We start from the raw sequence: 24520 nt of genomic DNA on the forward strand, positions 1-24520 counted from the left end.
TAAAACGGTTTGCCGCCCCGAGCGGGCGCAATACCTTGGAAAGCAACGACCATGAGCAAAGCCACATCCTCTGCCCCCTCACAGCGCATGCTGCGCGTCGGCGAACAGGTGCGCGCTGCCATCACCCAGGTTCTGCAACGCGGCGAGGTCCGCGATCCGGTGATCGAGAAGACCGTCATCGCGATTTCGGAAGTGCGCATGTCACCGGATCTGAAGATCGCCACGGCCTATGTCACGCCGCTTGGCGTGCCCAACCATGCCGAGGTCATCGACGCGCTCAACCGCAATGCCAAGTACATTCGCGGCCGCCTCGGCCCGCAGCTGCGACAGATGAAATACATGCCCGACGTTCGTTTCCGCGACGATACGAGCTTCGACAATTACAAGAAGATCGACGAGCTCTTGCGTTCGCCGGAAGTTAGCCGCGATCTCGACCAGACCAGCGAAGACGAAGAATAGTAGATTTCATGTCCAAACCGCGTAAGCCCAAGGGCCGCCCGATCTCGGGCTGGCTGATCCTCGACAAGCCGCTCGACTTCGGCTCCACCGAAGCTGTCTCGAAGATCAAGTGGCTGTTCAAGGCCCAGAAGGCCGGCCATGCCGGCACGCTCGATCCGCTGGCCTCCGGCATGTTGCCGATCGCGCTTGGCGATGCGACGAAGACCGTTCCTTACGTCATGGACGGCCGCAAGATCTACGAATTCACCGTCGCCTGGGGCGAGGAACGCTCCACCGACGATCTCGAAGGCGAAGTAACCCATTCCTCGGCCGAACGGCCGAACGAAGAGGCAATCCGCGCGCTTCTGCCGAAATACACCGGCGTCATCAGCCAGGTGCCGCCGCAGTTCTCGGCGATCAAGATCGATGGCGAGCGCGCCTATGATCTCGCCCGCGACGGCGAGACGGTCGAAATCCCGGCCCGCGAGGTCGAGGTCCACCGGCTGACTCTGCTGGGTGCCGCACCCAACCTGGCCCACTTCGAAATCGAATGTGGCAAGGGCACTTATGTGCGCTCACTCGCCCGCGACATGGGCCGCGACCTCGGCTGTTTCGGCCACATCGCGTCGCTGCGCCGCACCTTCGTCGCGCCCTTCGGCGAAGAGGACATGGTGCCGCTTGCCGACCTGGTGGCGTTGGAAAAGATCGAGGACGACCAGGAACGTCTGGCGGCACTCGATGCCTATCTGATCGAGACCGGCGAGGCGCTTTCCAGCCTGCCGCACGTGCCTGTCAATGACGACCAGGCGCACCGTCTGAGGATGGGCAATCCCATTATCCTGCGCGGCCGCGACGCACCGCTGGCGACGCCCGAGGCCTATGCCACGGCGCGCGGCAAGCTGGTCGCGATCGGTGAGATCGCCGAGGGCGAATTCCGCCCCAAGCGCGTCTTCGCCGGAAGCTAAGCACCCGGAACCATTTGCCTTTGCTTTATCCTTGACGCATGATCCCGGCATGGGTTCCCAGTCCATCCGAGGTGATTCCGTTTCCGTATCGCGTTTCGTTGCCGTTTGGCGGTTGCGCCGCTTGCGGCGGCGTGCGCCGAAGGCGTTGATGCCGCCGACAGGGAACCGCAAGGGACGTTGCAGGTGACCGGTGTGACGGAGGAAGGAAAGCGCAGGGCAAGCGATGGCCTGGCGGCGATGGTTGATCGCGCCCGTCATCGGCTGACCCGCCCGTTCAGTTTCTATCTGACGTCGCTGCTGCTGGTCGCCATCGTTCCGGCCTTCATCTTCTCGCTGGTCGTGCTGAAGCGCAGCGTCGACGCGCAGGAACAGGTCATCACCTCGCTGCTGCAGGCCTCGACCGGATCGGTGACGCGCATCGTCGAGCGCGATATCGAGGGCATGTTGACGACGCTGAAGGTGCTGTCGACCTCGCGGGCGATTGAGGACGACAATTTGCAAGCCTTCTACGAGAGAGCCTCGACGGCGCTCGCGCAGACGGATTCCTACCTGATCGTCATGGATCGCAAGCACGAGCAGCGGCTTAACACCCGCGTCCCCTTCGGCACTGAGCTTGGCAAGGGGTCGGATGCGGACTCCATCGAGCGCGCCTTCACCAATAGCGGCGCGCCGCTCGTCTCCAACGTCTTCTTCGGCAAGACCGCCGGAAAATGGGTGTTCAACGTTTATCTGCCGGCAAAACTCTCGACCGGTGAGGAGTATCTGCTGGCGTTGACGCAGAACGCCGAGAACATGGCCAAGGCCGTCAACCGCGATACGCTGTCGCCTGGTTGGAACGCGGCCCTCGTCGACGGCGCGGGAAAGGTCATCATCTCCTCGGACGCGGCGGTCAAGGCCGGGGAGCCGTTCTTCCTCGACAAGGTTCCGGCGATCAGCATCGGCGTTCGCAACATCAAGGAGAACGGCACGGAGTACCGGGTGGCGACCGAATTCTCGGTGATCACCGGCTGGCGGATCATCGCCTGGGCACCGCGGGCGATCGTCGATGCTCCGGCCGTCTGGTCGTTCCTGTGGCTTTCGCTCGGCGGCATCATCTTTGCCGGCATCGCGATCGCCGGTTCGCTGGCAATCGCGCGGCTGTTGTCGCAGGGCGTCAAGCTCGTGGCGCAGGATGCCCGCCGCCTTGGCGCCGGCGAGCGGATCGAGCCGCGCCCGCATATGATCGCCGAGGTCGAACAGGTCTCGGCAGCTCTGGCCCGTGCGGCGGCCGCGCGCACCAAGGCGGAGAGCGAAATCCGTTTCTTGATGCGCGAGGTGGCGCACCGCTCGAAGAACCAGCTGACGGTGATCCAGTCCATGCTGAACCAGTCGGTCTATTCGGCCGAGAGTGCCGCTGATTTCGCCGACAGTTTCCGCAAGCGCATCGCCGGGCTCGCCCGCTCCACCGACCTTATGATCGCCAACGCCGCCCAAGGGGTCGATTTCCGGGAACTGGCCCAGAACCAGCTTCAGCCATTCACGCCTGACGATCCGAGGCGGGTGATCCTGTCCGGCCCGCCTTTGCGGCTCGAGACCCAGATCGCCCAGACACTCGGCATGGCGCTGCACGAGCTCGCGACCAATGCGACCAAATATGGCGCGCTCGCCAACACCTCAGGCGTCGTCAAGCTGAGCTGGTCGCTGGAGGATGAGGGCATTGCCATACGCTGGCGGGAGGAGGGGGCCGATCTCGCGGGCAAGCCCTCAGATCCGATCCGCAAGGGGTTTGGCACGCTCGTGCTCGAACGCATGCTCGGCATGGCCCTGAATGCGGGGCTCGAGCGGATGATGCATGCCGACGGCATCGAGTGGCGGATCACCGTGCCGCGACCGGCCGAAGGGGATGACGTGCCATGACCTGCCGCCGTCACTTTTTCTCCCTCGATCGGGGCCGAACTCCTCCCGATCGCGGCCGAATGAAATCGCCGCCGATGCACCCGTTCCCGACCGGCAATTGAGGCCTTCCGCCGGCCCTCCCGGGCGCCGGTCCATGACCCTTTCCTTTTTCATCCAATTCGTTTATAGGCACGCCAGCAAAAGGCGCATGCCCGTTGCATTCACGGCCGCAGCTGGACGACATCCCGGCTGACGGCGTCCCGAAATCCTCGAAATCGAAAGGATCATCCGATGTCGATTGCTGCAGAGCGTAAGGCTCAGCTCATCAAGGAATTTGCAACCGTTGAAGGCGACACCGGTTCTCCGGAAGTCCAGGTTGCTATCCTGACGGAACGGATCAACAACCTGACCGAACACTTCAAGGGCCACAAGAAGGATAACCATTCCCGCCGTGGTCTGCTCGCGATGGTTTCCAGCCGTCGTTCGCTCCTCGACTATCTGAAGAAGAAAGACGAAGCGCGCTACACCAAGCTGATCGGTGCCCTGGGCATCCGTCGCTAAGCGACTTATCCGGCGGGTCTTTGCGGCCCGCCGGCTTTTTTATGGAGCGTTGAACGCTCGACGATTAAACTCTCCAGCCGCATAGGAAACGTGGCTAAACGAGAGAATCCAGCGAGCCGGATGGGCCGGTATCGCGGATCAACCGATGGCCCGTCATGGGGCAGGATTGCAGGATGCTTCGGCCCCTGCTTGTCGGAAACGCCGCTGAAAGCGGATGGTCGGGCAAAGCGGAAAACAGCCGATTATAGCGTGAAGCCTCCCGTTGTCTTGCCCGTGATGCGCCATTTCATGCGGCCCTTCGACCGCCCGCGCTGTAACAGCCGCGGAGAGGTCCGCCGCACACGAAGGACAGAACATGTTCGATACCCACAAGGTTGAAATCGAATGGGCTGGGCGTCCGCTCAAGCTCGAAACCGGCAAGATCGCCCGTCAGGCTGACGGCGCCGTTCTCGCCACCTACGGCGAAACCGTCGTTCTCGCCACCGTCGTTTCGGCCAAGTCGCCGAAGCCGGGCCAGGACTTCTTCCCGCTGACCGTCAACTACCAGGAAAAGACCTACGCCGCCGGCAAGATCCCGGGTGGCTACTTCAAGCGCGAAGGTCGTCCGAGCGAAAACGAAACGCTCGTCTCGCGCCTGATCGACCGTCCGATCCGTCCGCTCTTCCCCGATGGCTACAAGAACGACACCCAGGTCATCGTCACGGTCATGCAGCATGACCTCGAAAACAACCCCGACGTCCTGTCGATGGTCGCCGCTTCTGCAGCGCTGACGCTGTCGGGCATCCCCTTCATGGGCCCGATCGGTGGCGCGCGCGTCGGCTACATCAACGGCCAGTACGTTCTGAACCCGCATCTCGACGAGATGGACGAATCGACCCTCGACCTCGTCGTCGCCGGCACCCAGGAAGCGGTGCTGATGGTCGAATCTGAAGCCAAGGAACTGCCGGAAGACGTCATGCTCGGCGCCGTCGTCTTCGGTCAGAAGGGCTTCCAGCCGGTCATCGACGCCATCATCAAGCTCGCTGAAGTCGCTGCCAAGGAGCCGCGCGAATTCGAAGCCGAAGATCATTCCGCTCTCGAAAACGCCATGCTCTCGCTTGCCGAAGACGAGCTGCGCAACGCCTACAAGATCACCGAGAAGGCTGCCCGTTACGCTGCCGTCGACGCCGTCAAGGCCAAGGTGAAGGCACACTTCCTGCCTGAGGGCATCGAGAACCCAGCCCATTCGGCCGAAGAAATCGGCGCCGTCTTCAAGCACCTGCAGGCCAAGATCGTTCGCTGGAACATCCTCGACACCAAGAGCCGCATCGACGGCCGCGATCTGGAAACCGTTCGCCCGATCGTGTCGGAAGTCGGCGTTCTGCCGCGCACCCACGGTTCGGCGCTGTTCACCCGCGGCGAAACGCAGGCGATCGTCGTTGCCACGCTCGGCACCGGCGAAGACGAACAGTACGTCGACAGCCTGACCGGCATGTACAAAGAACGCTTCATGCTGCACTACAACTTCCCGCCCTTCTCGGTCGGCGAAACCGGCCGCATGGGCTCCCCGGGCCGCCGCGAAATCGGTCACGGCAAGCTCGCCTGGCGCGCTATCCGCCCGATGCTCCCGGAAGCCGAGCAGTTCCCCTATACGCTGCGCGTCGTTTCCGAGATCACCGAGTCCAACGGCTCGTCCTCGATGGCCACCGTCTGCGGCACCTCGCTCGCTCTCATGGACGCCGGCGTTCCGCTCGCAAAGCCGGTTGCCGGTATCGCCATGGGCCTGATCAAGGAAGATGAGCGCTTCGCCGTTCTCTCCGACATTCTCGGCGACGAAGACCACCTCGGCGACATGGACTTCAAGGTTGCCGGTACCGACGCCGGCATCACCTCGCTCCAGATGGACATCAAGATCGAGGGCATCACCGAAGAGATCATGGGCATCGCGCTCAACCAGGCCAAGGGCGGCCGTCTCCACATCCTCGGCGAAATGGCCAAGGCCATTTCCGAAAGCCGTGGCCAGCTCGGCGAGTTCGCCCCGCGCATCGAAGTCATGAACATTCCGGTCGACAAGATCCGCGAAGTCATCGGTTCGGGTGGCAAGGTCATCCGCGAAATCGTCGAAAAGACCGGCGCCAAGATCAACATCGAAGACGATGGCACCGTGAAGATCGCCTCCTCGTCCGGCAAGGAAATCGAAGCGGCCCGCAAGTGGATCCACTCGATCGTTGCCGAACCGGAAGTCGGCCAGGTCTACGAAGGTACCGTTGTGAAGACCGCCGACTTCGGCGCCTTCGTCAACTTCTTCGGTGCCCGTGACGGTCTCGTCCACATCTCGCAGCTCGCCTCCGAGCGCGTCGCCAAGACGACCGACGTCGTCAAGGAAGGCGACAAGGTCTGGGTCAAGCTCATGGGCTTCGACGAGCGCGGCAAGGTTCGCCTGTCGATGAAGGTCGTCGACCAAGCCACCGGCAAGGAAATCGTTGCCGAAAAGTCTGAAAAGAAGGGCGACGGCGAAGCCGCTGAATAAGCGCGCTTCACCCGAATGCATTCGGGGCGCGGGGCGGATCGCTCCGCGCCCCTTTCTTGTAGGAAGATGACGGATAGACCGATGAGCCGAGATTCGTTGAAGACCCTGTTTTACCCGTTCGACAGCGGCGTGATCGACCCGCCGGGCGAGAGCGAGCGCGTGCTGTTCCTCGGCGCCGAGGCGGGCTACAGGCTGCCGCAGGGCTTCGAGGCGTCGATCTCGGCGGTGCAGCCGCTGCGGCCGCTCTATCGCGCCCTGGAAGCCGCCCGCGCCGACGTGGCGCCTGAAATCACCGGCGAGGACTACGACGTCACGCTGATCCTCTGCGGCAAGCACAAGGGCGAGAACGAAGACCGGATCGCCGAGGCGCTGAAGCGCACGCGCGAGGGCGGTCTGATCGTCGTTGCCGGCGGCAAGGAAGACGGCATCCAGTCGCTGAAGAAGCGCATCGCCAAGTTCGAATGGGACGGCGACCATCTGCCGAAGTATCACGGCGTCGCCTTCTGGTTCACCCGCCCGGAAGATGTCACCGACGCAGTGCAAAAGCTTGCCAAGGTGCCGGTACGCGTCGACGGTCTGTTCGAGGCGTCGCCCGGCATGTTCTCGCACGACCGCATCGATGCCGGCTCCGAGCTGCTGGCGTCGCGTCTGCCGAACGATTTCCATGGCCACGCCGCCGATTTCGGCGCTGGCTGGGGCTATCTCGCAGCCAAGCTTGCTGAAGCGTCACCGGGCACCAAGGGGGTCGATCTCTTCGAGGCCGATCACGAGGCGCTCGAGGCGGCCCGCGTCAACATGATGGCAAACGCGCCTCGCATGCCGGCCCGTTTCTACTGGTTCGACTTGACGAGCGAAGAGCCGCGCGACAAGTACGACCTCATCGTCATGAACCCGCCCTTCCATGAAGGCCACGCGGCTGAGCCGTCGCTCGGCGTCGCCATCATCAAGACGGCGCTGAAGGCGCTGAAGCAGGGTGGCAAGCTGATGATGGTCGCCAATCGTGGCCTTCCCTACGAGCAGGTGCTGGCGAAAAATTCCAAGGAATATGGCGAGACCTGCCGCAACGCCCGATTCAAGGTGCTCTGGGCCAAGCGCTGAGACGCCGCAGGACGCATTTTGCGCCATCCGAGAATGGAAAAAGCCGGGCAGATGACCCGGCTTTTTTGCATCTGGCTGCAAGTCAGAGTTAGCCCGTTGCCTTCGTCGCAGATCCGGCTCACCATGTGCCCGGTTTTACTGCCGGAGGATGAGTTCCATGACGTCGGGAGTGAACAGGCCGCCCTTGAGCGAGGATGCGGCCGAAGCTATTGCCAAGGACATCAAGCAGGGCGAGGGACATGGCGCGACCTCCGAGGTGCCCATGTCGTTCTTGCAGAGCCTCTATCGCTCGCCGCTTGACCCGGCACGCCGGACCCATACGGGCTTCGTCGTGCTGGCGGTCATCGTGGCTCTGCTCGTGCTGTTCGTCCTGATTTGAGCTTGCCGGCAAAAGGCAGGCGGACCGGCGCGCCTCAACCGCGCCTTCTCGCAACGACCAATACCCCCGCAAGGACGGCGCAGAGCAGGCCGAGTGACAACGGCAACCCGTGGTGTCCCGTCACTTGCATGACAAGGCCCGTTGCTGGCGAGCCAACCATGCCGCCGAGGCCCCAGGCGAAGGCAAAGGCGGCGTTGCCGGCGATCAGGGTCAGGCCGCTGAATCGCTCGCCGAGCTGGATCAGCGACAGGGTATAGATCCCGAACGTCACCCCGCCCCAGACGAAAACAAGCGGCCAGATGAGCCAGCTTTCGAACAGCCATGGCAGCAGCAGGCAGCCGGCCAGGGAGGAAAGCACGCAGAACAGCATCGTCTGCCTCGATCCCCTGCGTTCGGAGAGGCGCCCGAGCAGGATCTGCAACGACGCGTTGCCGGCAATGAAGCAGGTGATGAGCGGCGCGACGCGCTCCTCATTGCTGCCAAGCGCTGCGCCATAGACCGCAAGCAGCGAAAGCAGGGTCTGCTCGAAGGCCGCAGCCGTTGCGACTGCAAACAGCAACAAAGGCGCTAGCGCGAAAAACCCGGCGACGGACGTTGCTTCCCCATCCTGCGGCATCTCCGGCAGGCGCGACACCAGGGCAAGCAAGATCAGGCCGCAGGCGACAAAGGCCACGATGCCGATCAGGAACGGCGACCAGCCCGCCGTTCCGACCATCCCGAGCGACAGCGGCCCTATGGCGAAACCGGCTGAAACGACGGAGGAATAGAGACCCATGATGCGGCCCCGGCGGGACGCGGGCGTAATGGCCACCAGCCAGGTCTCGCTGATCACGGAAAGCGGATTGGCGAAGACGCCCAGCAGAAAGCGAAGCGGCATCCAGGCCCAGACGTCGTCAGTCCACGCAATGGCGGCAAGCGTGCTGGCGGCCAGCACCGAACAGAGGATCGCGAGCCGGGCACCGCCCAGCCGCCGCGAAAGCATCGGGATCAGAGGCGCCGACAGGATGAACCCCAGCGGCGTCATGGCCGCCGACAGGCCGATCAGGGCGGGTGCGGTTCGCTGCCGCTCCAGGATGAAGCTGAGCAGCGGATAGGTGAGCCCTTGCGCCACCGCAAAGACGGTAACGGTGGCGATGATACCCGCCATCGCCGCCCAGGGGGCTTGATCCTCGCGGAACGTCGTGATCACCTCGCCAAGGGTCGGCGCCGGTGGCGGTCGCTGGTCCGATGTCATTGCGCGGCTCACCTCAAAGCACTTGCCAGAAGGGCCTGGCGAGCTCCTCCTCGACTTGACGTCGCGTCAGGCCGATATCGTCGATCAGATGCGGATCGCCCTTGAGCTTTCGATCGAGTTCTAGGTGAAATTGGTTCCGTTCACGCCAGGCGGCGACCATCCGTTTCAGCGTCTCGACAGGGGAATGCGAAAGCGTCGGGCTCCTCGGCGCCTCAGGCGCCGCGGCCTGAGGCGATGCAATGGGAGAAAAGGGGGCGTTGTTCATGACAACCTCGCTATCGGCTTTGAGGGTCGGGGGGACCCTCGATCTGAAGGAGGTTGGATTCTGCGGAATAGGATCGGTGCCGTACTTAAGCCCTTCCAAAAAGTTCTCAAAAACTTCCAAACGGGCTATAGATCGCCGCATGCAGGATACACGGTTTGCCTTTGGTCCGTTCGTGCTTGATCCGGGTGCGGGAACGCTCCTGCGGAACGATGATCCGGTTGCGGTCGGGCATCGCGGCGTGAAGCTGCTTGCGGCGCTCGTGGAAAGGCCGGGCGAAATCCTCGCCAAGACCGAGCTGATGGACGCGGCCTGGCCTGGTACGGCCGTCGAGGAAGGCAATCTCACCGTACAGATCGCACAGCTCAGGAAGCTGCTCGGCCGGGCTGCCGACGGCGGCGAGTGGATTTCAACGGTTCCGCGCATCGGCTACCGTTTCATGGGCAGTATCGAGCGGCTGGCAGGCGGGCGAAAGCCGCTGCCGTTGCCGGGCCGGCCTTCGATCGCGGTGCTGCCCTTCGTCAATCTCAGCAACGATCCCGATCAGGATTCCTTCGCGGACGGGCTGACGGAGGATCTGATCACCGATCTCTCCCGGAGCGGTGGTCTGTTCGTCATCGCCCGCAATTCCACCTTTGCCTACAAGGGCAGGGCGATGGATGTACGCGCGATCGCCGAAGACCTCGGCGTGCGCTACCTCCTGGAAGGAAGCGCAAGGCGCGCCTCCGGACGCGTACGCATCAACGCCCAGCTGGTCGATGCGCTGAGCGGAGAGCACCTCTGGGCAGAACGCTTCGACCGCAACCTGGAAGACATCTTTGCCGTTCAGGACGAGGTGACGGCCAAGATCGTCGAGGCGTTGCTCGGTCGGCTGCGCACCCCGCCGTCACGCAATCGCCCCAGGAGCCTCGAGGCCTATGATCTCTGCGTTCGGGCGCGCAAGCTGATCGACGATTCGCCGCAGACCGCCCGGGAAGCGCATCTGATGCTCACTCGCGCCGTTTCGCTCGACCCTGATTATGCCGAGGCCTATCGCTGGCTCGCCATGAACCACTGGATGGGGTGGGTGCACTGGGGCGAGCCGATCGTACCGACCCGCGGCATCGCCCTGGATCTGGCGCGCAAAGCCGTCGCGATCGATCCCAACGACGCCGGTTGCCGCTGGGTGCTGGCCAATCTGCTTGCCTATGAGCGCAACTTCGCCGAGGCCGACGCGGAATTTGCCAGGGCCATCGAGCTTGACCCGAACGAAGCCGACACCTGGGCGACATTGTCCGACATCACGATCCTGGCAGGCCGGGTCGAGGAAGGGCTGGAGCACATTCGCAAGGCGTTCCGGCTGAACCCCTATCCGGCAAGCTGGTACTATCTGACACTCGGCCAGGCGCAGTATGCGGCCGGAGACTACGAAGCCGCGGTCGAGACGCTGCGCAAGGACGAGACCTACCGCACCAGCTCGCGTCGCTTCCTGGCGGCGAGCCTCGCGCAATTGGGGCGGTTCGACGAGGCACGCGCCGAGGTCGACCTGTTCCTCGTCGCCAACCCGCATTTCACGACCGGTTTCTGGGCGACGACCGAGCCGTTTCGTGACGCAGCGACGCTCGCGCACTTCGTGGACGGATTCCACAAGGCCGGCCTTCCGGACTGATGTTTTCTCGGGCCGTCGGGCCCTGTCGACCTCAAAAAAGAAACCCCGGCGAGGTGTCTCGCCGGGGTTTTCTATAGAAGCTGGGTCGTCAGTCAGCGGCTTTGCCGCTGCCGTCACTCTGCGTCGGCGGTCCTGAGCGCATCGAGTGCCGGCATCGACGTAATGTTGTAGCCGGAATCGACATAGTGGATTTCGCCGGTCACGCCGCGCGAAAGGTCCGAAAGAAGGTAGAGGGCCGAGCTGCCGACGTCGTCGATCGTGACGGTGCGGCGCAGCGGCGAATTCTTCTGCTGCCAGGACAGCATCGCCCGGGCGTCGGAAATGCCGGCGCCGGCAAGCGTGCGGATCGGGCCCGCCGAGATCGCGTTGACGCGAATGCCGCGAACGCCATAGTCGGCGGCGAGATAGCGCACCGACGCCTCGAGCGCTGCCTTGGCGACACCCATGACGTTGTAGTTCGGCATGACGCGCATCGAGCCGCCATAGGTGAGCGTCAGCATCGAGCCGCCCTCATCCATCAGTTCGGCAGCCCGCTTGGCGATCTCGGTGAAGGAGAAGCAGGAGATCACCATCGTGCGGCTGAAGTTGTCGCGCGAGGTGTCGGCGTAGAGGCCCTTCAGCTCGTTCTTGTCCGAAAAGCCGATGGCATGAACGATGAAGTCGAGCTTGCCCCAGCGTTCCTTGATCGCATCGATGACCGCATCGACAGACGCAATGTCTTCGACATCGCAAGGAAGCAGGAAGTCGGAACCGAGCTCGGCCGCCAGCGGCTTGACGCGCTTACCCAGCGCCTCGCCCTGAAAGGTGAAGGCCAGTTCCGCGCCTTGCGCTGCAAGCGCCTTGGAGATGCCCCAGGCAATAGAATGGTTGTTGGCCACACCCATGATGAGGCCACGCTTTCCAGTCATCAGTCCCGTCATGGTGTTATCCGTTGTAGCGCTGGAAGACGAGCGTTGCGTTGGTGCCGCCGAAGCCGAAGGAGTTCGAAAGAACCGTATCGATCTTGGCATTGTCGATGCGCTTGCGAACGATCGGAACGCCATCGAATTCCGGATCGAGCTCGCTGATATGCGCGCTTTCGCCGATGAAGCCCGCCTGCATCATCAACAGGCCGTAGATCGATTCCTGCACGCCGGCCGCACCGAGCGAGTGACCCGTGAGCGACTTGGTCGACTGGATGTGCGGCATCTTGCTGCCGAACACTTCGCGGATCGCGCCGATTTCCTTGCTGTCGCCAACCGGGGTGGAGGTGCCGTGGGTGTTGATGTAGTCGACCTCGCCCTTCACGGTCGAGAGCGCCTGACGCATGCAGCGGATTGCGCCTTCGCCCGACGGAGCCACCATGTCGTAGCCGTCGGAGGTGGCGCCGTAGCCGACGATTTCGGCGTAGATCTTCGCGCCGCGGGCCTTGGCGTGCTCCAGTTCTTCGAGAACGAGAACGCCTGCGCCACCGGCAATAACGAAGCCGTCGCGGTTGGCGTCATAGGCGCGCGAAGCCGTCGCCGGCGTTTCGTTGTACTTCGACGACATGGCGCCCATGGCGTCGAACAGGTTGGACATGGTCCAGTCGAGGTCTTCGTGACCCCCGGCAAACATCACGTCCTGTTTGCCCCACTGGATCATCTCGGCGGCGTTGCCGATGCAATGGGCCGAGGTCGAGCAGGCCGACGAGATCGAGTAGTTGACGCCGTGGATCTGGAACCAGGTGGCAAGCGTCGCCGACGCCGTCGAAGACATCGCCTTGGGAACGGCGAACGGGCCGATGCGCTTCGGGCTGACGTTCTTGCGGGTGATGTCGGCCGCTTCAACGATGGTGCGGGTGGACGGTCCGCCCGAGCCCATAATGATACCGGTACGCTCGTTGCGGGCGATGACGGCTTCTTCCAGACCGGAGTCGGCGATCGCCTGCTTCATCGCCACGTGGTTCCAGGCGCCGCCCTGAGACAGGAAGCGCATGGCACGGCGATCGACGAGTTCGGTCGGATCGAGCGACGGCGCGCCCCAGACCTGGCACTTGAAGCCATTCTCGGCGAAATCGGGAGAAAACGTGATGCCCGACTTGGCATCGCGCAACGACGCCGTAACTTCGTCTGCATTGTTCCCGATCGAGGAAACGATGCCGAGGCCCGTGACAACAACCCGTCTCATGGTACTGACCTTTTCTTTATTTCGTTGGCTGCGGAAAGGCCTGAATTTTACTCGGCCTTATCCTTCGACAGGCCGACGCGGAGGTCGGTTGCCTGATAGATAGTCTCGCCATCGGCTTTCAGCCAGCCGTCGGCCGTGCCGAGCACGAGCCGTCCGCGCATGACGCGCTTGAAGTCGATGCCGTACTCGAGAAGCTTGGTATGGGGACGCACCATGCCCTTGAACTTCACTTCGCCGGTGGAAAGCGCCATGCCGCGGCCGGGCTCGCCGAGCCAGCCGAGGTAAAAACCGGTCAGCTGCCACATGCCATCGAGGCCGAGGCAGCCGGGCATGATCGGGTTGCCCTGGAAGTGGCAGGGAAAATACCAGTCGTCCGGCCGCACGTCGTACTCGGCGCGCAGGTAACCCTTGTCGAAGGCGCCGCCGGTCTCGGAGATTTCGGTGATGCGGTGGACCATCAGCATCGGCGGCAGCGGCAGCTGGGCATTGCCGGGGCCAAACAACTCACCACGGCCGCAGGCCAGGATTTCCTCATAGCTGAAGCTGGATTGTCTGGTCGTCATGAATAGATGTTTCCCCGCGTAACAAATTGTGTTGTCCGACCTGCTTTAGAGCAAGTTCGGCTTGAAATGAAGCGTGGCGACCCGGATCTTGCGGTTTTCCGTCCGGTCTCCATCGCTTCTGATGGCGATTTCACTCCGCCGTCGCTTACAGGATCAATGTGGGCGCGACCAGAGTTAATTGCCAGCATTCCCCGAGTTTGACCGGTTTTTCGGGCTTTGCAACGCCTGTCAGGGCTGGAATCTATTGAAAGGCGAGGACGTAAAAGTTATATCGCGGAGGAAGTATTGTGAATTTCGCCGGGATACATGGAACGACCCTTGATGACGAAAGCAACAGAAGTGAGTTCGGAAGAAAGGCTACGCCACTCAGGCCTGCGTCCGACCCGTCAACGCGTTGCCCTCGCCGATCTGATCTTTGCCAAGGGTGATCGCCACCTGACCGTCGAAGAACTGCACGAAGAGGCCGTCATGGCCGGCGTGCCAGTGTCGCTGGCGACCGTCTACAACACGCTGCACCAGTTTACCGAAGCCGGCATGATCCGCGTGCTGGCGGTGGAAAGCGCCAAGACCTATTTCGACACCAACGTGTCGGACCATCATCACTTCTTCGTCGAGGGCCAGAACGAGGTTCTCGATATTCCGGTCAGCAACATCCACATCGACAATCTGCCGGAACCGCCCGAGGGCATGGAGATCGCCCATGTCGACGTGGTCATTCGTCTGCGCCGTAAAAACGACCGCTGATCCGGCGGCCACCGTCATGGTGGCCGCGATGGCGATCGATCGCCGCTATTCCGTCACCGTCAGATTGGCGCGCATGCCGGCCTCGTAGTGTCCTTTGATGTTGCAAAGGAGCACGTAGCTGCCCGGCGCGAGCTTGGCTTTCAGCTGGCCGTCGGCTCCGGGCTTCAGCTCGGAAACCTCGCCGAGGCTCTTGAGCTGCTTTTCGTCGACCCGATGCTTGGCCGCGATGAGATTGATCTTCTGGTCGGCTGATTTCAGCTTCACCAGCACCATCTCGTGCTCTTCCGTCATGGCGTCGTTGTGCACCAGGAAGACAGTCTCTCCGGCCTTTATCGTCGACTGGTCGAGTGTCAGTGTCATCGGGCCGCCCGCTTCACCACCTTCGACGACCTTGACGGTCGTGGCGGCAAATGCCGGCGAGGCCATGCAAAGAAGGGCGAGTGCGGCAAGCTTGTTGCTGAAGAAACGCATGCGGTATCCCTTTCGCTGAAGCCGCCCGGGTGGCGGCCGACACCGCATCAACTACGATACCGGCGCTGTCCGCCGCCTGTCATAGGCACGCACGTGCGAAAGGCTCACATCACGTCGTCCGGATCGCGGCCCGGCAGCGCCTTGCCGGTCGGCAGCGTCCATCCGAACTTGAGCGCACCGGCACGCACGGCAAAGGCCGAGGCCACGCCGAGCGTTGAGGCGGCCACAAGTGGTAGTCCCGCCATCGTCGCCAGCACGTAGGCACTGGCACCGATCAGCGCTGCCGTCACATAGACTTCCGGCCGCAGCAGCACCGAGGGTTCTCCGGCCAGCAGATCGCGAAGCACGCCGCCGAACGTCGCCGTCAGCATGCCGGTAACGAGCGCGACGCTCGGCGACCCCGTCGCTGCATAGCCTTTCGCCGCACCCATCACGCAATAGGCCGACAGCCCGATCGCATCGAGCCAGACGAGGACCCGGTAGCGGGAATCGAAGAGATGGGCGGTGAAGAACAGGAGAACGGCGACCGTCGCGCAGACCAGAAGATAGGTCGGATTGGTGACCCAGAAGACGGGCGTTGCGCCGAGCACGACGTCACGCATCGTGCCGCCGCCGATGCCGGTGACCGAGGCCAGGAACAGATAGCCGATGATGTCGAGTTGCTTGCGCGAGGCCGACAGCGCCCCGGTTGCGGCAAACACGGCCACACCGGCATAGTCGAGGATTTCGAGGATCGGCATGGGCGCTCCGTTTCAGCCCGATTGGCTCCCGCAGATCATTAGCGCACCGTCGGGATGAAGTCAGGAGGCGCGCTGCCATTTGCTGCACTGGGGCGTGTCATGGTCGTCTAGCGCGGCAGCACCGTCTGAGTGCGGCCGAGCAGGTAATAGGCGACGAGCCCGGTCCATTCCTTGGCGGCCGTCGTTGTCAGCTGCGCGTTCAGTGAGGGCTGGGTGAAATCGAAGCCAAGCCGCACCTTGCCGCTGGTGCGGTAGTCGGTCGGCCAGGGCAGGACGTCGATGTCGTTGGCGCGGAACAGCCCGACGGAGCGCGGCATGTGATACGCCGAGGTGACGAGCGCACATTGCGTCAGCCCGTTTGCCGCCAGAAGATCCTTGGTGTAGCGCGCGTTCTCGAAGGTGGTGCGCGAATCTTCCTCGCGGATCACCCGATCGGCCGCAATGCCGAAGATGTCGAAGAACGCCTTCGAGGCCAGCGCATCGCCCTCGTAGGCGCCGCTGATCGAGCCATCGCCGCCGGAGACGAGGATTCGTGCTTCGGGATAGCGCTTGGCGAGGCTCGCTGTCTCGATGAAGCGGTCTGCTGCCTGGTTGAGCTCCGTGCCGCCGCGGCTTGCCATGACTTCGTTTTCGAAGGCGCCGCCGAGCACAATGATGCAGGAAAGCGCTGTCGGCGGCGTCGGGCGCACAAATCGATCCTCAAGCGCTTGCAGGGCATAGGGGCCAGCGGTGGTGAACAGGCTGACGAAAAGAACCAGCGCGCCCAGGCTGCCGAGAACGGCGCCGATGCGTCGCCAGCCGATGGCCGTCGCAAGCAGCCCGGCGATGACGGCGAGCAGCGAGAACGACAGCGGCTGCACAATGAGCCAGAAGATTTTCGAGATCAGAAACATGGCACCAGCTTCTGCGTTCCGCTGCTTAACAAATCATGAATGCATGGCGCGCGGCCGGATGTTGCGCGCGAAACGGCTGTTCGCGTTCGCGCAAGGTAACGCATGCACCATGTTCATCCGAACGTTGCGTGGGCGGCCCCGGCCACCACTTTCATTTGAAGCCGAAAGGAGTATCATCCGCGAGATGACCACGATAGCCGGCTTCCGATCGCAGCTGTTTCGTGCCGCCAACGAGGTCCATGACCTCACCCCGGTGCAGGCACAGCGTTTGCTTGAAGGCGCAGTGGCGCTGATCCGCTGCATGCGCGAGCAGACGGGCATGGAACCGAACACCGAAGCGCCGGACGTGACCAACATCCTGCTGGACATTGCCGGTTCCATACCCAAACGGTCCGAGCGCGAAATCCGCAATGCTCTGCTCGAATCCGCCGACATCATCCGGTTGCTGACGATGATCCTGGATTCGCTGGACGAAATGGCCGCGAACGAGGGTCCCTGAGGACTGGGTACTGATCAATCGAAGGAAGGTTTTGGTGGAGCTAAGCGGGATCGAACCGCTGACCTCTTGCATGCCATGCAAGCGCTCTCCCAGCTGAGCTATAGCCCCATATCGGGTTCCGGCTAGGCCGGTCCGGGAAGTTCGTCGAGCTGTTGTGCTCGGCGAGTGGCGGCTTATTACTTCCCCTTTTTGAGGATGGCAAGCCGAAAAATGCGTGGCCCGTGGATTTATTTTTTGTCCGGGCCGTTTTTCTCCCGTCCGGGCCACTTTGGCCGAGGACGGGAGCATTTCTTTGTCATTTGAAGCGCTTAGACGTCTTCTTCGTCGTCCGACACGCCAATGAGGTCGCTCATGTCGTCGTCATCGTCTTCGTCGTCGGTCTGCAGGAAGGTGTCGTCATCGTCGTCGCCGTCGATTTCGACGTCGTCGTCGCCGAGATCCGGCAGGTCGTCGCCGCCCGCTGCCTCATCATCGGCATCCTCGAGCGAAACGAGTTCGACTTCGGTGTTCTCTGCGTCGACTTCCGTTACCTCTTCTTCTTCTTCCTTCTCGAGCACCTTGGCGACCGAGGTTTCTTCGAAGAAGGACAGCGGATAGGACTTGCCGGTGTAAGGCGAAACGATCGGATCACTGTTCAGATCGTAGAATTTGCGCCCCGTTTCCGGGTCGATGCGCTTTGTTCCAAGTTCCGGTTTTGCCACAGTCAAAGCCTCTTGAATGGCCGGCCGAGCCGGCGCTTGCCGGAAAGCCGGCGGGTGGAAAGGGTATCAAGCTTATGATGATTAGCCGGTCCCCATAATCGTCTTGGCCGCATCTGTCAAAGACAAATCGCCAAAGCCCCGGCGTTGCTGGCTTTCCGGCTCTTGCCCGCCCCTTGTGGCGCTCCTCGAGCGGCCGCAATTTATGGAAACACGCAGCGAGGGTGTGATAGGAGTGCCGCGGTGCGGGCGCGGTTGTGCCCTTCGGTGAGAGCGCCCTTTCGGGCCAGAGGATGCCGCATGTCTCATGGATCGGGCCCGAGACCCGCCACTGCCCGAAAGTCCGCCGATCTGCGCGGCTCGATCCGCATCCCCGGCGACAAGTCGATCTCGCACCGGGCGCTGATGCTGGGCGGGCTTGCTAGCGGCGAGACGCGCATTACCGGCCTGCTACAAGGCGCGGACGTGCTGGCCACCGGCCGCGCGATGCAGGCGATGGGGGCCCGCATTCGTAAGGAGGCCGATACCTTTATCGTCGATGGTGTCGGCAACGGTGCACTGCTTGCGCCGGAAGCGCCGCTCGATTTCGGCAATGCTGGCACAGGCTGCCGTCTGGCGATGGGGTTGGCGGGCGTCTACGACTTCGAAACGACATTCCTTGGCGATGCTTCGCTCGGCCGCCGGCCGATGGCGCGGGTTCTCGAGCCCTTGCGTGAAATGGGCACGCAGGTGAGGGCCGCCGCAGGCGATCGCCTGCCGGTGACCCTACGCGGACCGAAGACGCCTGCCCCGATCACCTATCGCGTGCCCGTCGCCTCGGCACAGGTGAAGTCGGCGTTGCTGCTTGCCGGTCTCAACGCGCCCGGCATCACCACTGTCATCGAACCGGTCATGACGCGCGATCATACGGAACGGATGCTGGAGGCATTTGGCGCCGCGCTCTCTGTCGAGACCGACGTCAGCGGCGTCCGTACGATCCGCCTTGACGGTCGCGGCAAGCTTACCGGCCAGGAGATCGACGTGCCCGGCGATCCCTCGTCCGCGGCTTTCCCGCTGGTCGCAGCCCTGATCGTCCCAGGCTCGGACATCACGATCACCAACGTGCTGATGAACCCGACGCGCACGGGCCTGATCCTGACGCTTAAGGAGATGGGAGGGGATATCGAGGTGATCGGCAGCAGACAGGTTGGCGGGGAGGACGTGGCGGATCTGCGCGTACGGCACTCGGAACTCAGCGGTGTCACCGTTCCCGAAGAGCGCGCCGCCTCGATGATCGACGAGTACCCGGCTCTCGCCATCGCCGCCGCCTTCGCCGAGGGGAATACCGTCATGGCCGGGCTCGACGAACTGCGTGTGAAGGAGTCCGATCGCCTCGCCGCCATCGCCGCGGGCCTGAAGCGCAATGGCGTCGATTGCGAGGAGGGCGCCTCGTCGCTGGTCGTGCGCGGCCGTCGCGACGGTAAGGGGCTCGGAAGCGCTGCCGGCGCGACCGTAAACACCCATCTCGATCACCGCATCGCCATGAGCTTCCTTATTTTCGGGCTTGCATCCGAACATCCGGTCACCGTCGACGACGTGTCGATGGTCGCGACAAGCTTTCCTGAATTCATGCACCTCATGACCAGCCTCGGCGCGAGGATCGCGTGAGACCCACGATTCCGGCGGTAACAATGAGATGGCTGCTGACACTCGCGGTCGTGGTTCTTCTGACGTTGCTGACGCAGATCGGTGGCGCCGTCTGGATCGTCACTCTTGGGCTCCTGCGTCGAAGGAGAGCCGGCGTTGCCGTATTTCTGGCGCTCTTTCTCGGCCTCTATGCGGCAGGGACCGCGCTCAGCTATGCCATTGCGCCGATCTTCGGCCGCGTTCCTCTGCCCTGTTTCGACGACGGCACGTCGCGGCTGAAAATGCAGTCGCCGCTCTTCTGTGTCCTGAACCGCCAATATGTCGTTCCGGAACTGAAGGAAGCGGCCGCTGCCCTGTCACGCCATGTGGATCAGGTATTCCCCGGAACGACCACCTTGGCGCTCGACGCCAACTTTCCGTTCTTCGACGGTTTTCCGCTCTTCCCGCATTTGTCCCATTCGGACGGTCGGAAGCTCGATGTCGCGTTCTTCTATCAGGATGCCGAGGGCAGCTATAAGGATAAGGCGACCCGCTCGCCGATCGGCTATTTTGCCTTCGAGCAGCCGCGACCGGACAGCATTCTCCCATGCCGGGATCGCGAAGACCTCTTGACCTTGCGCTGGGACTTGGACTTCTTGCAATCGCTGTGGCGGCCCTTGCCGCTGGAAGAAGGCCGGACCGCAGAGGCGCTCCGCTGGCTCTCGGCCGAGGGGAGCGGTTTCGGCATCGAGAAGATTTTCGTGGAGCCGCATCTGGCGCAGAGACTTGGCGTCGAAGCGGAGTCCATTCGGTTTCAGGGTTGCCGGGCCGCCAGGCACGACGACCACATACATATGCAGGTTGGAAAATGACGTTCACCATCGCTATCGACGGACCGGCCGCAGCCGGCAAGGGCACGCTCTCGCGCCGCATCGCCGAGGAATACGGCTTCCATCATCTCGATACCGGCCTCACCTACCGCGCCACCGCCAAGGCGCTGCTCGATGGCGGCTTGCCGCTCGACGACGAGGCGGTCGCCGAGAAGGTGGCGCGCGAGGTTGAACTGGCCGGGCTCGATCGCTCGGTGCTTTCCGCCCACGCGATCGGCGAGGCCGCCTCGAAGATCGCGGTCATGCCGGCCGTGCGCCGGGCGCTGGTCGAGGCGCAGCAGGCTTTTTCGCTGCGCGAGCCCGGTACGGTGCTCGACGGCCGCGACATCGGCACGGTCGTCTGCCCGGATGCGCCGGTGAAGCTCTATGTCACAGCATCGCCGGAAGTACGGGCGCAGCGCCGCTACGACGAGATCACCGGCAATGGTCAGCCGGCCGACTACCAGACGATTTTCGAAGATGTGAAGAAGCGCGACGAGCGTGATATGGGCCGCGCCGACAGTCCTTTGCGCCCGGCCGACGACGCGCACTTGCTTGATACGTCTGAAATGAGTATAGAGGCGGCGTTTCAGGCCGCGAAGTCTTTGATCGATGCGGCCCTGATCAAGAAGATCTGAAGAAGAGCCCATCCCCGACACTGTCAGGATCGCTCCTCTTGCATAAGCCTGAAATTCCGTCCACGCGCCGGATTGTCCCTTCGATGGGGCGGACTGGGTTCAGGCCTGTTCAACACCAGCCCCCGGCGCATATGCGTCTCCCCCGTGAGATGCATGCAGGAGATTCCATGTCTGCTACCAACCCAACCCGTGACGATTTCGCAGCGCTTCTCGAAGAATCCTTCGCGAAGACCGATCTCGCCGAAGGCTATGTTGCCAAGGGCATTGTCACGGCCATCGAAAAGGACGTCGCCGTTGTCGACGTCGGTCTGAAGGTCGAAGGCCGCATCGCTCTGAAGGAATTCGGCGCGAAGGCGAAGGACGGCTCGCTCAAGGTCGGCGACGAAGTCGAAGTCTACGTTGAGCGCATCGAAAACGCGCTCGGCGAAGCTGTTCTGTCGCGCGAAAAGGCTCGCCGCGAAGAAAGCTGGATGCGCCTGGAAGTGAAGTTCGAAGCCGGCGAACGCGTCGAAGGCATCATCTTCAACCAGGTCAAGGGTGGCTTCACCGTCGATCTCGACGGCGCCGTTGCCTTCCTTCCGCGCTCGCAGGTCGACATCCGTCCGATCCGCGACGTCACCCCGCTGATGCACAACCCGCAGCCCTTCGAAATCCTCAAGATGGACAAGCGCCGCGGCAACATCGTCGTATCGCGTCGTACGGTTCTCGAAGAGTCCCGCGCCGAGCAGCGTTCTGAAATCGTTCAGAACCTTGAAGAAGGCCAGGTTGTCGAAGGCGTCGTCAAGAACATCACCGACTACGGTGCGTTCGTCGACCTCGGCGGCATCGACGGTCTGCTCCATGTCACCGACATGGCATGGCGCCGCGTGAACCATCCGTCGGAGATCCTGAACATCGGCCAGCAGGTCAAGGTCCAGATCATCCGCATCAACCAGGAAACCCACCGCATCTCGCTCGGCATGAAGCAGCTCGAGTCGGATCCGTGGGATGGCATCGGTGCGAAGTACCCGGTCGGCAAGAAGATCTCCGGTACCGTCACGAACATCACCGACTACGGTGCGTTCGTCGAGCTGGAGCCGGGCATCGAAGGCCTGATCCACATCTCCGAAATGTCCTGGACCAAGAAGAACGTACACCCCGGCAAGATCCTGTCCACGAGCCAGGAAGTCGACGTTGTCGTTCTCGAAGTCGATCCGACCAAGCGTCGTATCTCGCTCGGCCTCAAGCAGACGCTCGAGAACCCGTGGCAGGCATTCGCGCATAGCCATCCGGCTGGCACCGAAGTCGAAGGCGAAGTCAAGAACAAGACCGAATTCGGCCTGTTCATCGGCCTCGACGGCGACGTTGACGGCATGGTTCACCTTTCCGACCTCGACTGGAACCGTCCGGGCGAGCAGGTCATCGAAGAGTTCAACAAGGGCGACGTCGTTCGCGCTGTTGTTCTTGACGTCGACGTCGAGAAGGAGCGCATCTCGCTCGGCATCAAGCAGCTCGGCAAGGATGCAGTCGGCGACGCCGCTGCTTCGGGTGAACTGCGCAAGAACGCCGTTGTTTCGGCCGAGATCATCGCGATCAACGATGGCGGCATCGAAGTGAAGCTCGTCAACCACGAAGACATCACCTCGTTCATCCGCCGCGCTGACCTGTCGCGTGATCGTGACGAACAGCGTCCGGAGCGTTTCTCGGTTGGTCAGGTTGTCGACGCTCGCGTCACCAACTTCTCCAAGAAGGACCGCAAGATCCAGCTGTCGATCAAGGCTCTGGAAATCGCTGAAGAGAAGGAAGCCGTTGCTCAGTTCGGTTCGTCCGACTCGGGCGCTTCGCTCGGCGACATCCTCGGCGCTGCTCTGAAGAACCGCCAGAACAACGAGTAATCGTTGCCTGACGTTTGAATTGGAAAACCCGCGGAGAGCGATCTCCGCGGGTTTTTCTTTCCAACCAAGTCCGAATTGTGAAATCGGCCCCCAGCCCTGGATGGGGCTAGGCCCGCGCTTAAGGCTGAACCGGCGTCTTAGCCGAGACCGCCGAGCCTGCGGTAAAGATCGTAGGCGTCGGGCGTTTCCTGTGCCTCGCCCTCCTGCATGGCTTCGCCGGTCGGCTCTCCGTCTTCCGGATTTCCGTCGCCTCCCTCTTGTGCCGTTTCTTCCTCACTCGCTGCATCTTCGCCCGAGCCTCCGGGCATGCCGCGCGAATGGTCTTCGCCTTCCACCTCGCCGGCGGCCACTGGATAGGGGATCATAGCGAAGGGGATGGCCTCGCGCGGCAGGCCGTTTTCCACCAGTCTGGCGATCATCTGCTGCACCGTCTGCTCGTCCGTGGCGCGTTGCGGGCGAATGTCCGTGGGTCCGCGCGGTGGTGCAGCGGTCTCCTCGGAGCGATCGTCGAGCAGCGACGGCAAGGTCGTGCCGGCGTCCATTACGGCGCGCTGGCGGGCGGCGGCATCAGCGATGCGCATTCCAGCTTCCTTGGCGGCGGGCTGGGGCTGCGTAGCCGGCTCGTCCGTCTGCTGCGTCGCCGATCCCGGATCGCCATCGGCCGCGCCGGCAGGCAAGGCCAAGCTGTCGCGGATGAGCGTCTTGATGGCCTCGGAGAGCACGCGTGCCGAGCGCACCTCCGGATCGTTGCGACCGGCGGCGGTGGTCCTATGGCCGTCTTCTTCGTCGGCATCGGGCAGCGGGCCGTAGGTGCCGTCGGGATCCTCGCCTTCGATCGTGTCGGCAGCCTCCATTTCATCGGCGCCATGCGCTTCAAGCGGTGTTGCGGCACTGTCTCCGGCGGGCGCTTCCGTCTCGCCGTGTCCGACTTCGCCGGATTGCAGGTCCTGCTCGGCCTCGGCGATGGGGCCAGACAGCGATGCCGCTTCCGCGATCTCGCCTTCGCCCGCAAGCAGCGAGGCAGCGCTCCCGATCGGCGTGTCGCCCGATGAAGCGCTCTTCGCGGCGTTCGCGCGCGCCTCACCCCGCTCCGTGGGCTTTTCGCTTCCGCTCTTTGATGGCGCTTCGGTTCCGGCCGCGTCCAGATCCTCGCCCTGCGGCTCGGTCACATCGTTGCCGACGCTAAAGGTCTTCCGCAGCACAGCCTGTAGAAGTGCGACTTCACCACCGAGCGGCGTTCGTGCCGCGGTCTGGCTGAACGGCAGCGCCGGCTGGAGCGAGGGGTTGCGCAGGATGACGTCGCGCGCCTGCGCCGGCATGGGTGTCGCGGTGCCGCCCGGCGCGCTCGTGCCGTTGCGGATCGCCGGCAGGTCCGCTAGCAGGCCGACGCGGATTGAAAGATTGCGCCCGCCAAGCTGACGCTCCAGAAGCAGCCGGTCGGACGTCGGCATCGATTCGAGGAAGGCCACCAACCGCCGGACGAAATCGCGCCCCCCCTCCTGCGGGAGTGGCGGGAACTTCAGGATGCGTGCCAGATCCTCCATCAGGCGCACCAGCGCGTCCTTCGAAAGGATCTCACGACCGGAAAGATGCCGCGTCAGCGCATCGAGGATCTTCTGTATGGCTTCGCCACGCTGGCTGGCGGTCAATGGTGCTGCAGGCTGCAGCGTCCTTGCGCTCGTCTCTTCCGTGGCGGCCGCGGTTCGAGCCGCCTGGATGGGTATCAGCATTCTGGTCTCCATCTCGCTTGACCTCGGTTTGACCATTCGTCGTGGAACGACGAAACGCGCTCGGGCGCGGTCCGATTTT

24 protein-coding genes and 1 tRNA gene are annotated in these 24520 nt (G+C 63.1%); 14 read left to right on the plus strand and 11 right to left on the minus strand.

Going from position 1 to position 24520, the window contains the following annotated elements:
- Positions 1 to 51 precede the first annotated feature (51 nt).
- The 7 genes from rbfA (at position 52) to ASD63_RS13960 (ending at position 7825) form a co-directional block, all read left to right on the plus strand.
- Positions 52 to 459, plus strand: a complete 408-nt coding sequence (gene rbfA / locus ASD63_RS13930) for a 30S ribosome-binding factor RbfA (protein ID WP_029742366.1) — start codon at positions 52 to 54, stop codon at positions 457 to 459.
- 8 nt (positions 460 to 467) lie between these two features.
- Entirely contained in the window at positions 468 to 1403 is a 936-nt protein-coding gene (truB, locus tag ASD63_RS13935; protein WP_034804752.1) for a tRNA pseudouridine(55) synthase TruB, read from the plus strand.
- Between the two features lie 183 nt (positions 1404 to 1586).
- Positions 1587 to 3299, plus strand: coding sequence for a sensor histidine kinase (locus ASD63_RS13940; RefSeq protein ID WP_162251050.1), 1713 nt, complete (start codon positions 1587 to 1589; stop codon positions 3297 to 3299).
- Between the two features lie 270 nt (positions 3300 to 3569).
- Positions 3570 to 3839: a 30S ribosomal protein S15 gene (rpsO, locus tag ASD63_RS13945; RefSeq protein WP_029742369.1), complete on the plus strand. Its 270-nt coding sequence runs from the start codon at positions 3570 to 3572 to the stop codon at positions 3837 to 3839.
- A 355-nt stretch (positions 3840 to 4194) separates the two neighbouring features.
- A complete protein-coding gene (gene pnp / locus ASD63_RS13950) occupies positions 4195 to 6348 on the plus strand; it encodes a polyribonucleotide nucleotidyltransferase (RefSeq protein ID WP_029742370.1) in 2154 nt (717 codons plus the stop codon).
- An 81-nt stretch (positions 6349 to 6429) separates the two neighbouring features.
- Positions 6430 to 7446 carry a class I SAM-dependent methyltransferase gene (locus ASD63_RS13955; protein WP_060529500.1) on the plus strand — a complete coding sequence of 339 codons (1017 nt, stop codon included), beginning with the start codon at positions 6430 to 6432 and terminating at the stop codon, positions 7444 to 7446.
- 157 nt (positions 7447 to 7603) lie between these two features.
- Positions 7604 to 7825 carry a hypothetical protein gene (locus ASD63_RS13960; RefSeq protein ID WP_029742372.1) on the plus strand — a complete coding sequence of 74 codons (222 nt, stop codon included), beginning with the start codon at positions 7604 to 7606 and terminating at the stop codon, positions 7823 to 7825.
- Positions 7826 to 7859: 34 nt separating this feature from the next.
- Here the strand turns inward: ASD63_RS13960 and ASD63_RS13965 are convergent, their stop codons facing one another.
- Both ASD63_RS13965 and ASD63_RS36155 read right to left on the minus strand, forming a co-directional pair.
- Positions 7860 to 9059: an MFS transporter gene (locus ASD63_RS13965; RefSeq protein WP_060529531.1), complete on the minus strand. Its 1200-nt coding sequence runs from the start codon at positions 9057 to 9059 to the stop codon at positions 7860 to 7862.
- 13 nt (positions 9060 to 9072) lie between these two features.
- On the minus strand, positions 9073 to 9324 hold the full coding sequence (locus tag ASD63_RS36155; protein WP_051659694.1) for a hypothetical protein: 252 nt from the start codon (positions 9322 to 9324) through the stop codon (positions 9073 to 9075).
- Positions 9325 to 9463: 139 nt separating this feature from the next.
- On the opposite strand from ASD63_RS36155, the gene ASD63_RS13975 reads away from it, so the two are divergent.
- The gene (locus ASD63_RS13975) at positions 9464 to 10969 is read left to right on the plus strand and encodes a winged helix-turn-helix domain-containing tetratricopeptide repeat protein (RefSeq protein WP_034804746.1); all 1506 of its coding nucleotides are present in this window, start codon (positions 9464 to 9466) and stop codon (positions 10967 to 10969) included.
- Between the two features lie 113 nt (positions 10970 to 11082).
- Here ASD63_RS13975 and fabI read toward each other — a convergent pair whose 3' ends face one another.
- The 3 genes from fabI to fabA are packed head-to-tail and all read right to left on the minus strand — an operon-like array spanning position 11083 to position 13680.
- Complete coding sequence (fabI, locus tag ASD63_RS13980) at positions 11083 to 11889, minus strand: enoyl-ACP reductase FabI (protein WP_029742377.1); 807 nt, start codon at positions 11887 to 11889, stop codon at positions 11083 to 11085.
- Positions 11890 to 11893: 4 nt separating this feature from the next.
- The gene (gene fabB, locus ASD63_RS13985; protein WP_029742378.1) at positions 11894 to 13117 is read right to left on the minus strand and encodes a beta-ketoacyl-ACP synthase I; all 1224 of its coding nucleotides are present in this window, start codon (positions 13115 to 13117) and stop codon (positions 11894 to 11896) included.
- Between the two features lie 47 nt (positions 13118 to 13164).
- Entirely contained in the window at positions 13165 to 13680 is a 516-nt protein-coding gene (fabA, locus tag ASD63_RS13990; RefSeq protein ID WP_029742379.1) for a 3-hydroxyacyl-[acyl-carrier-protein] dehydratase FabA, read from the minus strand.
- 321 nt (positions 13681 to 14001) lie between these two features.
- Here fabA and irrA point away from each other — a divergent pair, with 321 nt between their 5' ends.
- Positions 14002 to 14424: an iron response transcriptional regulator IrrA gene (irrA, locus tag ASD63_RS13995; RefSeq protein ID WP_029742380.1), complete on the plus strand. Its 423-nt coding sequence runs from the start codon at positions 14002 to 14004 to the stop codon at positions 14422 to 14424.
- Positions 14425 to 14469: 45 nt separating this feature from the next.
- Here the strand turns inward: irrA and ASD63_RS14000 are convergent, their stop codons facing one another.
- The 3 genes from ASD63_RS14000 to ASD63_RS14010 form a co-directional block, all read right to left on the minus strand.
- On the minus strand, positions 14470 to 14895 hold the full coding sequence (locus ASD63_RS14000; protein ID WP_034804743.1) for a plastocyanin/azurin family copper-binding protein: 426 nt from the start codon (positions 14893 to 14895) through the stop codon (positions 14470 to 14472).
- A gap of 104 nt (positions 14896 to 14999) precedes the next feature.
- Positions 15000 to 15635 carry a trimeric intracellular cation channel family protein gene (locus tag ASD63_RS14005; protein ID WP_034804739.1) on the minus strand — a complete coding sequence of 212 codons (636 nt, stop codon included), beginning with the start codon at positions 15633 to 15635 and terminating at the stop codon, positions 15000 to 15002.
- Between the two features lie 107 nt (positions 15636 to 15742).
- Positions 15743 to 16528, minus strand: coding sequence for a YdcF family protein (locus ASD63_RS14010; RefSeq protein WP_034804736.1), 786 nt, complete (start codon positions 16526 to 16528; stop codon positions 15743 to 15745).
- On the opposite strand from ASD63_RS14010, the gene ASD63_RS35075 reads away from it, so the two are divergent.
- The gene (locus ASD63_RS35075) at positions 16497 to 17027 is read left to right on the plus strand and encodes a hypothetical protein (RefSeq protein WP_143106248.1); all 531 of its coding nucleotides are present in this window, start codon (positions 16497 to 16499) and stop codon (positions 17025 to 17027) included. The two genes, ASD63_RS14010 and ASD63_RS35075, sit on opposite strands and share 32 nt — an antisense overlap.
- A 32-nt stretch (positions 17028 to 17059) precedes the next feature.
- Here ASD63_RS35075 and ASD63_RS14020 read toward each other — a convergent pair.
- Together ASD63_RS14020 and ASD63_RS14025 are read right to left on the minus strand one after the other, a co-directional pair.
- Positions 17060 to 17135, minus strand: a tRNA-Ala gene (locus ASD63_RS14020).
- Between the two features lie 200 nt (positions 17136 to 17335).
- The gene (locus ASD63_RS14025; RefSeq protein ID WP_029742385.1) at positions 17336 to 17728 is read right to left on the minus strand and encodes a TIGR02300 family protein; all 393 of its coding nucleotides are present in this window, start codon (positions 17726 to 17728) and stop codon (positions 17336 to 17338) included.
- Positions 17729 to 18025: 297 nt separating this feature from the next.
- Here ASD63_RS14025 and aroA point away from each other — a divergent pair, with 297 nt between their 5' ends.
- The 4 genes from aroA (at position 18026) to rpsA (ending at position 22711) form a co-directional block, all read left to right on the plus strand.
- On the plus strand, positions 18026 to 19372 hold the full coding sequence (gene aroA / locus ASD63_RS14030; RefSeq protein ID WP_034804733.1) for a 3-phosphoshikimate 1-carboxyvinyltransferase: 1347 nt from the start codon (positions 18026 to 18028) through the stop codon (positions 19370 to 19372).
- A 23-nt stretch (positions 19373 to 19395) separates the two neighbouring features.
- Entirely contained in the window at positions 19396 to 20202 is an 807-nt protein-coding gene (locus ASD63_RS14035) for a hypothetical protein (protein WP_034804730.1), read from the plus strand.
- Positions 20199 to 20837, plus strand: a complete 639-nt coding sequence (gene cmk, locus ASD63_RS14040; protein ID WP_034804727.1) for a (d)CMP kinase — start codon at positions 20199 to 20201, stop codon at positions 20835 to 20837. The genes ASD63_RS14035 and cmk overlap by 4 nt, the downstream gene beginning before the upstream one ends.
- 149 nt (positions 20838 to 20986) lie before the next feature.
- Positions 20987 to 22711 (plus strand): 30S ribosomal protein S1, encoded by a 1725-nt coding sequence (rpsA, locus tag ASD63_RS14045; protein ID WP_082005877.1) that lies wholly within the window; start codon positions 20987 to 20989, stop codon positions 22709 to 22711.
- 137 nt (positions 22712 to 22848) lie between these two features.
- On the opposite strand, the gene ASD63_RS14050 is transcribed toward rpsA, so the two are convergent.
- Positions 22849 to 24441, minus strand: coding sequence for a hypothetical protein (locus ASD63_RS14050; RefSeq protein WP_034804724.1), 1593 nt, complete (start codon positions 24439 to 24441; stop codon positions 22849 to 22851).
- Positions 24442 to 24520 lie beyond the last annotated feature (79 nt).

Source organism: Ensifer sp. Root558 (genome assembly GCF_001427045.1).
In the GTDB taxonomy this organism is placed as follows: domain Bacteria; phylum Pseudomonadota; class Alphaproteobacteria; order Rhizobiales; family Rhizobiaceae; genus Ensifer; species Ensifer adhaerens.